Consider the following 13195-nt stretch of genomic DNA (forward strand, 5'->3'; position numbering starts at 1 on the left):
TTGTGGCCGGCGACCTATCGCTCCCACGGCTCGATGGGGTTGCCCTGCCATACGGCGTTGGTGGGCACGCGGTCGCCGCGCATGACCAGCGAGCCGGGGCCCACGGTGGACGCCGTGCCGATGAGCGAGGCCGGCAGCGCCACCGAGTGGGCGGCCAGCGTGGAGCCGTCCTGGATGGTGACGGTATCTAGGCTCATCACGCGGTCTTGGAAGAGGTGGGTTTGCACCACGGTGCCAGGGCCCACGGTGGCGGCCTCACCGATGCGGATGAGATCCGTTTCCGGGAACCAGTAGGAATCGATCCACGCGCCGCGGCCGATCTCCACGCCGAGGGCGCGCAGCCCCAGGTTGATTTCGCCGGAGCCGTAGGTGTGCTGGAAGAACCACGGCGCGGCGACGACCTCCACGAAGGTATCCTGCAGCTCGTTGAGCCAGACAAAAGCGGACCACAACGGGTGGTCGGCCGCGCGGTGCTTGCCCACGCAGATCCACTTCACCGCGACGGTGACGGCCATGGCCACCGCACCCATGCCCATGAGCACGAGGCCGGAAAGGAGCCAGGTGAGGGGGAAGCCGAGGGCGTCGAGAAGCGAGTCGTAGACGCTAAGGGTTGCCGCGAGCAGCATGGCAGAATACATCGGTGCCAAAAGGCGCATGGTTTCCACCACACCGCGGGCGGCCTTGACGGCAAAGCCCGGGTTATAGGTCAGCGCCTCGCCCGAGTTGGCGGGGGAGTCCACCTCTACGGTCACGCGGCGCATGCGCTCTGGCGGTGCACCCCACCAGTTGGCGCCGGCCTTTGTCTTCTTCGGGGTAGAAGAAAGCACGGCAACCAGCGAGTTCTTGGATAGCTTGCGGCCGGGTGCGGTGATGCCGGAGTTGCCCACGAAGGAGCGCTTGCCCACCTTGGTCTCGCCGGTGCGCATCCAGCCGCCGCCGAGCTCGTAGCCGCCGATCATGGTGTCATCGGCCAGGAAGGCGCCCTCTTTGACCTCGGTAAGCTTGGGGATCATGACCGCGGTGGAGATTTCCACGTTGGCGCCAATCTCCGCGCCGAGCGAGCGCAGCCACGCTGGGGTCAGCTGGGAGGCATAGAGCGGGAAGAGCTTGGTGCGGGCCTCGTCCATGAGGCGCTCGATGGCCCACAGGCGCCAGCCCGTGGCCGAGCGCACGGGTGCTACGCCCGGGCTAATGCCCAGCGAGAGGATGTGCACGCCCAGCCAAGTCTGCAGCATATAGGTGGCAAAGGCCGCCAGCGCGCCGACGGGTGCGAAGAAGATCGCGCCGACGAAGCTATCGCCGCCGGTGGAATGCACGAGGGCCAAGACGATGGCCGCGCCTACCGCCAGCGCTACAACCGGCTGGATGGCCAGCAGGACGGAGGTGGCGTCATAGATTGCCACCCACCACGGCCGGCGCTTGGGCGTATGGGACGGGAAGCGGTGCTTGGAGCGACCCACCTTCTGGGCAGGCGAGCCGGACCAACGCTGTCCGTCCTTGATCTTCTTGCGGCCGGTGACGGTGGAGCCTGCCTCCACGTGGGCATACTTGCCCACCACGGTGCCAGGCAGCAGCGTGGAGCGCGCACCCACGCGGGCACCTTCCTTGACGTCGATGGCGCCCACATGCAGGATATCGCCGTCCAGCCAGTAACCGGAGAGGTCCACTTCGGGCTCGATGGCGGCGTGCTTGCCCAAGGTGAGCAGACCGGTCACCGGCGGCAGGGAGTGCAGGTCCACGCCGCGCTTGACCTTGACGCCGAGCGCGCGGGCGTAGTTATTTACGCGCGTGGCACCGGCCAGGGAGCTCGCGCCGGAAGCATTAGCCCAGCGCTCGGCCGCCCAGATGCGCAGGTGCGTCGAACCGCCGCGCGGGTAATCGCCCGGCTTAATTCCGGCCGTAATAAGACGCGCACCGTAGCCGCCAATGGGGATGCGGCCGACGGGGGTGACAAAGACGATGAGCATGACGATGACCAGCCACCACGGATAGGCCGCGGCCCACTCAAAGCCCAGCGATGCCGCCACGGTGGAACCCAGCATGAGCCAGGCCAGCCAGCTGGAGGCGGCCAGCGTCATGACGGGAATCTGAATCAGGGTCTGGGCGAGGCGGGTGCCGAAGCCGACCTTGGTGACCTCGCGCATGGGGACGTCGGCAGCCGCGGGGCGCGGTTCGGCTCCCGCAATGAGCTCGGCCAGCGAGCCCAAGCGCGGGTGGTCGTAGAGGTCGCGCACGGCCACGGTGGGGTAGCGCTCCCTGATATGGCCCACGAGGGTCGCGGCCGCCAACGAGGTGCCGCCGAGCGAGAAAAAGTCGGCGTTCTCGTCTTCCACGGACACGCCGAGGGTTTCGACCCACAGCTCCGCGAGCCACTTCTCGGTCTCGGTCAGCGTGGTCGATTCCACGCCCACTCCCGGCAGCGGCCACGGAAGGGCCTTCTTATCCACCTTGCCGGAGGTGCGCACCGGCAGCTCTTCCATCACACAGATGCGCGGGACGAGCGCGGCCGGCATGGTATCGGCCAGGCGAGCGTGCGCGGCCTCGTGATCGAAGCCCTTGGCCTCATCCTCGAGGGAGACATAACCTACTAGGACGGATTCGCCGCCCGGGGTCTTTTGCACGGCCACGGCCGAGTTATAGACATTATCCAGGGCCGCGACATTGGCTTCGACCTCGCCGAGCTCGATGCGGCGCCCACCAATCTTCACCTGGTCATCCACGCGGCCGACGAAGTACAGTCCGTCTTCCTCCAAGCGCACGTGGTCACCGGTGCGATAAGCGCGCTGCCAGCCCATAGACTCCAGCGGTGCGTACTTTTCCGCGTCCTTGGCCGGATCCAGGTAGGACGCCAGCCCCACGCCGCCGATCACTAGCTCGCCGACGCCGCCCATTTCCACAGGCATGCCCTGCTTATCGACGACCACTAAATCCCACCCATTCAGAGGCAGCCCGATGGACACCGGCCGGCCCGGCAACATCTGCTGCGCGCAGGCGACGACGGTGGCCTCGGTGGGTCCGTAGGTATTCCACATTTCGCGGTCCTCGGTGGCCAAGCGGTCCACCAGCTCCTGCGAGCAGGCCTCGCCGCCGACGATGAGCAAGCGGATATTATCCAGCGCCTCGGCCGGCCACAGGCCCGCCAGGGTAGGCACGGTAGACACGACGGTGATATCGCGGCGGATGAGCCACGGACCTAAGTCCATGCCGGAACGCACCAGGGAGCGCGGTGCCGGGACCAAGCATCCGCCGTGACCCCAGGCCAGCCACATTTCCTCGCAGGAGGCATCGAAGGCGACGGACAGCCCGGCGAGCACACGATCCTCCGGGCCGAGCGGCCCGTGCGGGTGATTGACCAAAAAGAGGCTGGCCTCGGCATCCACGAAGGCAGCCGCGGAACGGTGGCTCACGGCCACGCCTTTCGGCTTGCCGGTAGAACCGGAGGTGAAGATGATCCACGCGGTGTCTTCTGGGCGCGGGGCATTGGGGTTCTCGGCCGGCTCCTCGGCGGAGGTGTCGGGGGCGTCCGGGCGCGCGGAGTCGCGCAGGAAGCGGAAGCCTTCATCAGTAAAGACGCCATCGATATCGGCCTCGCCGAAGACCATCTCGGCGCGCTCGTCTGGGTCATCGGCGTCGACAGGCACGTAGGCCGCGCCCGCCGCCAGGGTCGCCAAAATGGCGAGGTAGAGCTCGCGCTTGCCGGAGGTCATCCGGATGCCGATCCGATCGCCCCGGCGCACGCCATTGGCGTGCAGCTCGGTGGCCCACAGCTCGACCTCGTGAATGAGCTCGGAGTAGGTGATGATCTCGCCGTCGTCAAGCGCGGCGGCGTCTGGGTACATTTCCGCGGTGGCTGTGATGATGTCCCACAGCGTGCGCGGCCGCGGTGCCGCGCTACCTAAAAGGTACTGTTGCGGGACACGTGATTCGGGTCCTGCCATTTACGCCTCTTCTTCGTCCGCGGCAATGATGGACTTGGCCAACTTACGCAGGTGCTTGAGCTGCTTATTGGTGGACTCATCCAGAGCCTCGTCCTCGGCGGTGGCGACAAGCTCCGCCAAGTCCTTGTGGACCTTTGCGCCCTTCTTGGTGGACGCGACGATCTGGCGGCGGCGATCCTTCGGGTCTCGCTCGCGCTTGGCCCAGCCGCGGTCCTCGAGGGCGTCGATAAGACGCACCATGTCAGAGGCATCAATGGCCAGGGTCTCGGACAGATAGGACTGCGACGCAGCATCCGCGTCCACTAGGCAGGTCAGGACCCAGTACTCGCGCAGCGTCGTCTGCTTAGTCTGCAGGGCGGCCTCGACACCATCGCGGGTGCGGCGGCGGAGGCGCTCCAACTGGAACGACGGGGATTCGAGCAGGGTCGTTGGGATTACAGAATTATTCGTGGAAGACATACCATCATCATAATCCCAAAAGATTGGTTAAGGCCAATTAATCCGTTTCGATGGGAAGTCCGGAAGCCTTCCAACTATCCGTGCCGCCCTCCACATTGATGGTGTCCCAGCCCAGCGCATGCTCTAAATACTGGCATACCTGCATGCTGCGGCCGCCCGCGTGGCAAATGACGTAGATATCCTTGTCCGGATCGATTTCCTGGATGCGACCCGTAATCTCGCTCATTGGGATATGGGTTGCGCCCTTTGCGCGCTCCACTGCCCACTCATCATTCTCGCGGACATCAATGAGCTGAGCGTCTTCTGGTACTTCAGTTGGTTGAACGTTTTTCATGCCTCATACCCTAGTCACGCAGAGGGCCTTATGCTGCTCCGCGGGTTCCAGCGCTAGCGCTGGAACCGCCAGTAGTGGTGCCACTGCCACGGTGGCTGCACAGTGTCGCCTTTACCGTGGACTATCGCGAGGACTTGGCCAACAGCTATGTCGAGGTGGTGCTCGATTGTGGCGGCGGTGAAGTGGAGGGGTTTGTAGCCTCTTTGGACGGCGTCGTTAAGCTTCTGGCGGTCAATTTCAAACCGCTGCCGGTTCTCGCCCTGGTGGTAGGCGTAGCCGTCGACCTCGATGGCCAGTTTGTGCTCCTCCAAGAGTAAATCCCAGCGGTAAGGTCCAATGTATCTGTTGTTGTAGACGGTGACATGGGGCCGAAGCGCGCGGGTGAGGTTGCGCTCGGGGACGCTATCAGCGCCGAGGATGGTGTTTTCCAGGATGCGCCGGGTGTGCTGCGGGAAGCGCTGAAAATCAAGCATGTGGCCCTCCATCTGGGAGGCGCCGTACTGGCCGGCAAAGCAGGCCTCGAGGAAGGAGACGGCGTCTTCCTCCGCCATGATTTCTGTGGCCTGCAGCGGATTGCACACGTTAATTCCATTGAGTTGGCCGAGCGCCTTCGGCCGAGCGCGGCGGCTGCGGAAGTAAGGGCTGGAGGCCATCGTTCCCGCGCGTAGGAAATGGAGCGGGAAGGTTAAGGCGTGGCCGAGGTAGTGATGGGCGCAGGAGTAGCCATCGAGCGCCGAATCGGGCCAGCGCTGGGAGACAATTTCCGCGAGTTCACGCGGCGAGGGCTCCCTGTCGGTGTAGAGACCGTGGCAGAGTTTTACGGCTTGTTCGTTGCTAGCGCGGCGTGCGGCCGTGCGCGTTGTGAAGATTTTCATGCGCTCACCCCTAGGCGTTCATTTCGATCATTTAAGGCCCCCGAGGCCGGTGGTTTCGGCCTACTATGTGATCGAATTGTACTGCGGGGACGGGATTGTGTCGCGGGGAGGGCCTTGCGGGTGTGAAAAAGACAAAAGGGGGGCGTTTCGATCAAATACGGCTTTGAAAACAGCCGCTTTCGCAGTGCTATTTGATCGAAACGCCCTAAGGGGAGCCCGCAGGCTCAGGCCCGCGGAGCCCGAGTCAAGAAGGCTTACTTGAAGCGGGCCTTAGCCTCGTCGAGGATCTTCTCTGCCTCGGCCTTGTCGCCCCAGCCGGAGCCAGTGACTTCCTTGTTCGGCTCCAGGTCCTTGTAGTGGACGAAGAAGTGCTCGATTTCGTCCTTGATGTGCTGCTCCACATCATCGATGTCCTGGTAGCGCTCCCAGCGCGGGTCATCGATGACGGCGAGCAGCTTGTCGTCGCCGCCGGCCTCGTCGGTCATCTTGAAGACGCCGACGATGCGGGCCTCAACGACTACGCCCGGGAAGACCGGTTCCGGCAGGATGACCAGGGCGTCTAGCGGGTCGCCGTCCTCGCCCAGGGTGTGGTCGATGAAGCCGTAGTCAGCTGGGTAAGCCATCGGGGTGAACAGGTAACGGTCGAGGTAGACCTTGCCGGACTCGTGGTCAACCTCGTACTTGTTGCGGGAGCCCTTCGGGATTTCAATGGTTACTTCAACGCTCACAGCGATGTCCTCCATGGGGGATTGGGTATCAATTACTGCCCATAGTCTAGCGCGTTGCGGATTCGCGCTAGTGTTAGTGGCAATGAAAGCAAAGCATGTTTGGTGGTCAGTGACCGCGCTCGTGGTAGCAGCAGCGGTCGGAGGTACGGCTGCGCTGGGCGTTACCCTCCAGCGCGAATACGGCGATCTCTCGCACGGTCAGGCCCAGGCGGTGGAGGCTCCAGAGGAGCCCTTGCGTGTTGCGGAACCGGGTGAGGCGGACCTGGATGCTCTCGGTGCGAAGCTGGATGAGCTCGCTAAGAATAAGGACCTCGCCACCTTTGGCGGCGAGGTCATCGATACCGAAACCGGTGACGTGGTGTGGCAGCGCGACGCGGATAAGCGGCTCACCCCGGCTTCGTCTACGAAGGTGCTCACCACCGCGGCGGCTACGTTGGCGCTGGATGAGAATGAGAAGGTCACCACCAAGGTTTACCGCGGGTCGAACGAAAAGAACGTGGTCATCAAGGCCGCGGGTGATGTGTGGATGACGCACGAACAGCTCGATGAATTGGCCGAGCAGATTTCGAAGAACGTCGAGCAGGTCGAAGGCGTCTACATCGATACCTCCGTGTGGTCCGGCGAGGCGCAGGCCCCAGGGTGGGATCCGGAGAACGTGGACGGCGGCTTCGTCGCACCGATGGAACCAGCCATGCTCTACGGCGGTCGCTTGGGCGCGACGACGGGGGATGTGCCGAGGAGTCATGAGCCTGCTTTGGACGTCGCTAAGCAGCTGGGCGAACGCCTTGGTGCAGGCAAAGTGGGGATGGGGGCCGTCGCAGAGAATGCGCAGGAGGTGGCGAGCGTGGATTCGCCGCAGCTGTCGGACCGCGCCCGGGAGATGGTGCGCCACTCGGATAACGTCATGGCCGAGGCCATTGCGCGTGAGCTGGCGAAGTCCCGTGGCAAGGAGGCGAGCTTTGAAGGTGCTACGCAAGCCACGCTGGATGTCCTGCGAGAAGAGGGCTTCGACGTCGAGGGCGTCGATATTAAGGACAATTCCGGGCTCTCGGTGGATAATCGGCTCACCGCCGGGCTGTTGACGCAGCTCATTAATGGCTCGGTTAAGGATCCGCGCCTGCGCCCGCTGGTCTCCTACCTCCCAGTAGCCGGCGGCGATGGCACCTTGTACGAGCGCTACGGGGATTCCGCGGCCAAGGGCTATGTGCGCGCCAAGACTGGCACGCTGACTGGGGTCTCGGCCTTGGTCGGCACTGCGCAGGGCAATTCCGGGCGCGTGTATGCTTTTGCCTTCCTTGTGAATGACGGCGATATCTTGGCCGCCCGCAAGGCTCAAGACGCATTGGCTTCTGCACTGCATGAGTTCTAAAAAGCCCTTTTGGCCGCGGGTTTCGCCGCACTTTCTAGCGTGTCGACGCGGCGTGCGCGCCGCTGGCCTCGACCACGCGGTGGCCGTGGGGCTCTCCGGAGGCGCGGACTCGCTGGCGCTTATGGCCGCGCTCGTGGCGGAGGGACACGACGTGCTCGCGCTGTGTGTGGACCACGGGTTGCAGGATGGATCGCGGGCGCAGGCCGAGCGCGCGGCCGAACAGGCGCGAAAGCTAGGTGCGCGGGCGCGAGTGCTGGACGTTGAGGCCGGTACAACGGGCCAGAAGTCGATGGAGGCGGCCGCGCGGGCGGCGCGGTATCGGGCACTGGCCGCCGCGTGCGCGGGCGAAGGTTTCGAGGTGGCCGTGGCGCATACGGCCGATGACCAGGCGGAAACGCTGCTGCTCGGCGCGCTGCGTGGGCGGGTGACTGGCATGAGCGAGCGCAGCGAGGTCGAAGGCGCCCGCGTGGTGCGGCCTCTGTTGGGCGTGCGCCGGGCCGATACCGAGGGCGCCTGCGCGGAGCTGGGCTTTTCGGCGTGGCAGGATCCGCAGAACGCGGACACGAATTTCCGCCGCGTAGCGCTGCGCCGCGAGGTCATTCCGCAGTTGAGCCGCATCATCGGAGGGGACGCGGTGCCAGCGCTGGCGCAAGCCGCAGGCGACGCCGCGCTTGACGACGCCGCCCTGCGCACCCCACCCACCACCGACTGCGCCGAGCTGGCGGCGATGGCGGAACCGCGGCGCCGGCGGGCGATCGCGGCGTGGCTGGTCAGCGAGGGGGTAGAGGTAACAAGGAGGGGAGTGGGGGACGTCGGCAAGCTGTGCACCCACTGGCACGGGCAAGGCCCGGTGGCCGTGCGATCGGCGCGGCAGGTGGGGCAGAGGTTGGAAGTAGCCCGTATAGGTGGCAAACTGGCACTATTGTCTGGTCATTAAAGGAGCGCACACGTGCACGACAAGAAAGACTTCGCCGTTCCCGCAAACCGCTACGGTGACGATGTAGAAGCAATCCTCATTGGAGAAGAGGAACTGCAAAACCGCGTCCAAGAACTCGCGGATATGGTCTCGGAAAAGTATGCCGACTCTGAGCAGGACCTGCTGTTGGTCTGCGTGCTCAAGGGCGCCGCATTCTTCCTCACGGACTTTGCGCGCAAGCTATCTATCCCCTCCGAGCTGGAGTTTATGGCCGTATCCTCCTACGGCACCTCCACCTCCTCTTCCGGCGTGGTGCGCATTTTGAAGGATTTGGACCGCGATATTGCCGGGCGCAACGTGCTCATCGTGGAAGACATCATCGATTCCGGTCTCACCCTGTCGTGGCTTATCCGCAACCTGGAAGGCCGCAACCCTGCTTCGCTGAATGTGGTCACCCTGCTGCGCAAGCCCGAAGTAGTCAAGGCCGATATTGACCTGCTGGATGTGGGATTTGATATCCCGAATGAATTCGTCATCGGCTACGGGCTGGACTACGCGGAACGCTACCGCGATCTGCCTTACGTGGGCACCCTCCATCCCGATGTCTATACCACCAACTAAAATCGCGCAGTAATGAAAAACAACAAGATTCTTCGCTACGGCGGGATTGCGGCCCTCATCCTTATCGCGCTGTACGCTTTTACCTTCTTTAGCAACGACGCCCGCGGCTACGTGCAAGCGGATACCTCCGTTGCGCTGACCCAGCTCAAGGACAAAAACGTCGATGAGGTGGAAATCGATGACCGCGAGCAGCGCCTGCGCATCAAGCTCAAGGACGAAATCACGGTAGATGAGCGCGACGGCGTGCAGGAGATCGTGGCCAAGTACCCGGCCCGCGCCTCCGAGCAGGTCTTTAACGCCGTCAAGGATTCCGGTGCCGAGAAGTACCAGACCAACGTCACGCAGGAATCCTTCTTGGGCTCCATGCTCAGCATGCTGCTGCCGATGATCATCCTCTTCGGTGTGCTCTTCTGGCTCATGTCCCGCATGCAGCAGGGCGCTGGTGGCATGTTTGGCATCGGTGGTTCCAAGGCCAAGGAACTGACCAAGGATATGCCGACCAATACCTTCGAGGACGTGGCCGGCGCGGACGAGGCCGTGGACGAGCTGCAGGAGATCAAGGACTTCCTGGATGACCCCACCCGCTACCACGACCTAGGCGCCAAGATCCCGCGCGGCGTGCTGCTTTATGGCCCTCCGGGTACCGGTAAGACCTTGCTTGCCCGCGCCGTGGCTGGCGAGGCCGGCGTGCCGTTTTATTCCATCTCCGGTTCTGACTTTGTGGAGATGTTCGTTGGTGTGGGTGCCTCCCGCGTGCGCGACCTGTTCAAGCAGGCGAAGGAAAATAGCCCCTGCATTATCTTCGTGGACGAGATCGACGCCGTGGGCCGCCAGCGCGGTTCCGGTACCGGCGGCGGCCACGATGAGCGCGAGCAGACCCTCAACCAGCTCCTGGTAGAAATGGATGGCTTTGGTGACCGCGAAGGCGTAATCCTCATCGCCGCCACCAACCGCCCGGACATCCTGGATCCGGCGCTGCTGCGCCCGGGCCGCTTCGACCGCCAGATTCCGGTCACCAACCCGGACTTGGCCGGCCGCGAGCAGATCCTGCGCGTGCATGCAAAGAATAAGCCGCTGGCAGAAGAGGTTGACGTAGCGCAGCTGGCCAAGCGCACCGCCGGCATGTCCGGCGCGGACCTGGCCAATGTGCTGAACGAGGCCGCCCTGCTTACCGCCCGCATCGGCGGCAACGTCATTACCTATGACGCCTTGGAAGAGGCCACCGACCGCGTCGTGGGCGGCCCGCGCCGCCAGGGCAAGATCATCTCCGAGCACGAGAAGAAGGTCACCGCTTACCACGAGGGCGGACACACGCTTTCTGCGTGGGCGCTCAAGGATATTGAGCGCGTGTACAAGGTCACCATCCTGGCCCGCGGCCGCACCGGCGGCCACGCCATGACCTCCCAGGAAGACGACAAGGGCATGTACACCCGCGACGAGCTTTTCTCCCGTTTGGTTTTTGCCATGGGCGGCCGCGCGGCCGAAGAGCTGGTCTTCGGTGCGCCGACCACCGGTGCGTCTTCCGATATTGAAAACGCCACCAAGATCGCTCGTTCCATGCTCACCGAGTACGGCTTCTCCCCAGACCTGGGCACCGTAAAGTACGGCAAGGAACAGGGCGATCCCTTCAGCCAGATGGGTGGCGGCGGCTCCATCGATTACTCCGATGAGGTTGCCTCCAAGATTGATGAGCAGATGCGCTACCTGCTCGAGCGCGCGCACGAGCAGGCCTATGACATTCTGCGCAATAACCGTTACTACCTGGATAAGCTGGCCGAGGCCCTGCTGGAGAAGGAAACCCTGCGCCGCCCTGACCTGGAGCGCATCTTCGACGGCATCGAGCCGCGTGAGGCCTTCGACGTCTTCCCAGGTGAAGACGACCGCTTCCCGCGCCAGATTGGCTACGCCCCAGTGAAGACCCCGGTCGAGCTGGCGAAGGAGCGCGGCGAGGAGCTGCCAAAGCGCATGACGCTTCTCGACGCCTCCCGTGCCGCCCGCGAGCGCCGCCTCGCGGGCGAAGAACCGAAGGGTGAGGTGGGCTTCAACTTTGGTCAGCACGCAGGCGATTACGTAGACCCGGACACCGCCCGCGAACTGGGCAGCGGCCCCGCTAAGGAATCCGCGGACTCTACGCCGGCCCAGCCGACCCAGCAGTCCCGCGACGGCCAGTCTGCTGAGTCTTCCGAGCCTGCGGCCCGTCCGGCCGCACGCCCCGCTACCGGTGGTGGAAAGCACCACAAGCCGGATGCCGGCGCGAATGCCGATGCCGAGACCAGCCAGTGGTTTACCCCTGGCTGGGACGAAAAGGATCGCCGCAAGAACCCCTATGCGCGCGAGGACGACAAGCAAGAAGATAACTAATGTCTGATAATCACATTCCCGCTCGCGCCGCCTTTGACCAAGACCGAGCGGAGGCAGCGGTGCGTGAGCTGCTCCTCGCGGTAGGCGAGGACCCTGACCGCGAGGGCTTGCGCGAAACCCCGGCCCGCGTGGCCCGCGCTTACCGCGAGGTCTTCGCCGGACTGCACGAGGACCCAACCGAGGTCCTGCACAAGACCTTCGCCGAGGACCACCAAGAACTGGTTCTGGTGCGCGATATCCCCATTTATTCCACCTGCGAGCACCACTTGGTGCCGTTTTACGGCGTGGCGCATATTGGCTACATCCCGGGCAAAGACGGCCACGTTACCGGTTTGAGCAAGCTCGCCCGCCTGGCGGATATGTACGCTAAGCGCCCCCAGGTCCAAGAGCGCCTCACCCAGCAGGTAGCGGACGCCTTGGTGGAGGTCCTCGGTGCGCAGTCCGTCATCGTGGTCATTGAGTGCGAGCACTTGTGCATGGCCATGCGCGGCATTCGCAAGCCGGGTGCGACGACGACCACCTCCGCGGTGCGCGGCGGCTTCAAAAATAATGCCGCCTCCCGCGCCGAGGTGCTCAGCCTGATTCGCAGCTAAACCCCCGGTTACCACGAAAGCGAGAAGGAGCACGCCATGCAGCAGGCAACCTCGGTATCGGATCTGAGCATCGCCAACCGCACGCTGGTGATGGGCATCGTCAACGTCACGGAGGATTCCTTCTCCGATGGCGGTAAGTGGTTGGACGTCGATGCTGCCATCAACCACGCCCGCGAACTCGTGGCGCAGGGCGCGGACATGATTGACGTCGGCGGTGAGTCCACCCGGCCGGGTGCGGTGCGGGTGGAGGCGGACGTCGAAAAGCGCCGCGTGGTTCCCGTCATTAAGGCGCTGAGCGAGCTGGGCATCCGCACTTCCGTGGATACGATGCGCGCCTCGGTGGCCTGCGCGGCGGCAGCGGCCGGTGTGGACATGATTAATGACGTTTCCGGTGGCCTGGCCGATCCGGAGATGTATCGCGCGATGGCTGAGGCCGGCGTGCCCGTGTGTCTGATGCACTGGCGCACGCTGCAGGAAGGTGCCTTTGGTTCCGCGGCCGGTAGCGCCGACCACGGCGGCGATGTGGTACGCGATGTGCATGAGACCCTCGAGCGCCTGGCGAATAATGCGCTGGCGGCCGGTGTGCGCCGCGATAATATCGTGCTCGATCCGGGCCTGGGCTTTGCTAAGACCCCACAGGATAACTGGGCGCTGCTCAAGGCCCTGCCGGAGTTCCTCGACGCCGAATTCCCCATGCTGGTGGGAGCCTCGCGCAAGCGCTTCCTCGCCGCCATCCGTGAGGACCGTGGCGTGGAATCCAGCCCGCTGCTGGCCGATCCCGCGACTGCGGCCGTGACCGCCATTTCCGCCCAGATGGGCGCGTGGGGCGTGCGCGTGCACGAGGTCGCCGTCTCCCGCGACGCCGTCGATGTGGCCGCGGCTTGGAACGCCGGCGATGGCTACAAGGGCGGGGCCAATGCCAGCGGCAGCTATAGCAATGGCGCTGATGGCAATGGAACCATGAAATCCACCGCCCTACCGCGCAACCCTGAGGAGTAAAA

12 protein-coding genes are annotated in these 13195 nt (G+C 64.3%); 6 read left to right on the forward strand and 6 right to left on the reverse strand.

Annotated elements, in window-relative coordinates; genetic code table 11:
• Nucleotides 1–14: 14 nt before the first annotated feature.
• From MHY24_RS05665 to MHY24_RS05685, 5 genes are all read right to left on the reverse strand, one after another.
• Nucleotides 15–3938 carry a Pls/PosA family non-ribosomal peptide synthetase gene (locus MHY24_RS05665; RefSeq protein WP_239228652.1) on the reverse strand — a complete coding sequence of 1308 codons (3924 nt, stop codon included), beginning with the start codon at nucleotides 3936–3938 and terminating at the stop codon, nucleotides 15–17.
• Nucleotides 3939–4397, reverse strand: a complete 459-nt coding sequence (locus MHY24_RS05670) for a MarR family winged helix-turn-helix transcriptional regulator (RefSeq protein ID WP_239228653.1) — start codon at nucleotides 4395–4397, stop codon at nucleotides 3939–3941. It lies immediately after the preceding gene.
• A 37-nt stretch (nucleotides 4398–4434) separates the two neighbouring features.
• Entirely contained in the window at nucleotides 4435–4731 is a 297-nt protein-coding gene (locus MHY24_RS05675; RefSeq protein ID WP_239228654.1) for a rhodanese-like domain-containing protein, read from the reverse strand.
• 53 nt (nucleotides 4732–4784) lie between these two features.
• Entirely contained in the window at nucleotides 4785–5606 is an 822-nt protein-coding gene (locus MHY24_RS05680; RefSeq protein WP_239228655.1) for an endonuclease domain-containing protein, read from the reverse strand.
• A gap of 254 nt (nucleotides 5607–5860) precedes the next feature.
• Nucleotides 5861–6334 carry an inorganic diphosphatase gene (locus tag MHY24_RS05685; protein WP_086588261.1) on the reverse strand — a complete coding sequence of 158 codons (474 nt, stop codon included), beginning with the start codon at nucleotides 6332–6334 and terminating at the stop codon, nucleotides 5861–5863.
• Nucleotides 6335–6416: 82 nt separating this feature from the next.
• On the opposite strand from MHY24_RS05685, the gene dacB reads away from it, so the two are divergent.
• Entirely contained in the window at nucleotides 6417–7703 is a 1287-nt protein-coding gene (dacB, locus tag MHY24_RS05690; protein WP_239228656.1) for a D-alanyl-D-alanine carboxypeptidase/D-alanyl-D-alanine-endopeptidase, read from the forward strand.
• 34 nt (nucleotides 7704–7737) lie between these two features.
• Here the strand turns inward: dacB and MHY24_RS12155 are convergent, their stop codons facing one another.
• Entirely contained in the window at nucleotides 7738–7878 is a 141-nt protein-coding gene (locus MHY24_RS12155; protein ID WP_239228708.1) for a hypothetical protein, read from the reverse strand.
• Here MHY24_RS12155 and tilS point away from each other — a divergent pair.
• The 5 genes from tilS to folP are packed head-to-tail and all read left to right on the forward strand — an operon-like array spanning nucleotide 7825 to nucleotide 13193.
• Nucleotides 7825–8640, forward strand: coding sequence for a tRNA lysidine(34) synthetase TilS (gene tilS / locus MHY24_RS05700; RefSeq protein WP_239228706.1), 816 nt, complete (start codon nucleotides 7825–7827; stop codon nucleotides 8638–8640). The two genes, MHY24_RS12155 and tilS, sit on opposite strands and share 54 nt — an antisense overlap.
• A gap of 12 nt (nucleotides 8641–8652) precedes the next feature.
• Entirely contained in the window at nucleotides 8653–9240 is a 588-nt protein-coding gene (gene hpt / locus MHY24_RS05705) for a hypoxanthine phosphoribosyltransferase (RefSeq protein WP_049360233.1), read from the forward strand.
• 12 nt (nucleotides 9241–9252) lie between these two features.
• Nucleotides 9253–11601, forward strand: coding sequence for an ATP-dependent zinc metalloprotease FtsH (gene ftsH, locus MHY24_RS05710; RefSeq protein ID WP_239228657.1), 2349 nt, complete (start codon nucleotides 9253–9255; stop codon nucleotides 11599–11601).
• Complete coding sequence (folE, locus tag MHY24_RS05715) at nucleotides 11601–12194, forward strand: GTP cyclohydrolase I FolE (RefSeq protein ID WP_204610941.1); 594 nt, start codon at nucleotides 11601–11603, stop codon at nucleotides 12192–12194. The genes ftsH and folE overlap by 1 nt, the downstream gene beginning before the upstream one ends.
• A 36-nt stretch (nucleotides 12195–12230) precedes the next feature.
• Nucleotides 12231–13193, forward strand: coding sequence for a dihydropteroate synthase (gene folP, locus MHY24_RS05720; protein WP_239228658.1), 963 nt, complete (start codon nucleotides 12231–12233; stop codon nucleotides 13191–13193).
• Nucleotides 13194–13195: the final 2 nt, after the last annotated feature.

Origin of the sequence: Corynebacterium sp. ACRPQ (genome assembly GCF_022347225.1) — a bacterium.
Taxonomy (GTDB): domain Bacteria; phylum Actinomycetota; class Actinomycetes; order Mycobacteriales; family Mycobacteriaceae; genus Corynebacterium; species Corynebacterium tuberculostearicum_D.

Bases quoted from the DNA above. Each gene is read 5' to 3' on its own strand.
- MHY24_RS05665 (WP_239228652.1), bottom strand. From the start codon at position 3,938: ATGGCAGGACCCGAATCACGTGTCCCGCAACAGTACCTTTTAGGTAGC.
- ftsH (WP_239228657.1), top strand. From the start codon at position 9,253: ATGAAAAACAACAAGATTCTTCGCTACGGCGGGATTGCGGCCCTCATC.
- dacB (WP_239228656.1), top strand. From the start codon at position 6,417: ATGAAAGCAAAGCATGTTTGGTGGTCAGTGACCGCGCTCGTGGTAGCA.
- MHY24_RS05680 (WP_239228655.1), bottom strand. From the start codon at position 5,606: ATGAAAATCTTCACAACGCGCACGGCCGCACGCCGCGCTAGCAACGAA.
- MHY24_RS05670 (WP_239228653.1), bottom strand. From the start codon at position 4,397: ATGTCTTCCACGAATAATTCTGTAATCCCAACGACCCTGCTCGAATCC.
- MHY24_RS05675 (WP_239228654.1), bottom strand. From the start codon at position 4,731: ATGAAAAACGTTCAACCAACTGAAGTACCAGAAGACGCTCAGCTCATT.
- tilS (WP_239228706.1), top strand. From the start codon at position 7,825: ATGGCCGCGCTCGTGGCGGAGGGACACGACGTGCTCGCGCTGTGTGTG.
- folP (WP_239228658.1), top strand. From the start codon at position 12,231: ATGCAGCAGGCAACCTCGGTATCGGATCTGAGCATCGCCAACCGCACG.
- folE (WP_204610941.1), top strand. From the start codon at position 11,601: ATGTCTGATAATCACATTCCCGCTCGCGCCGCCTTTGACCAAGACCGA.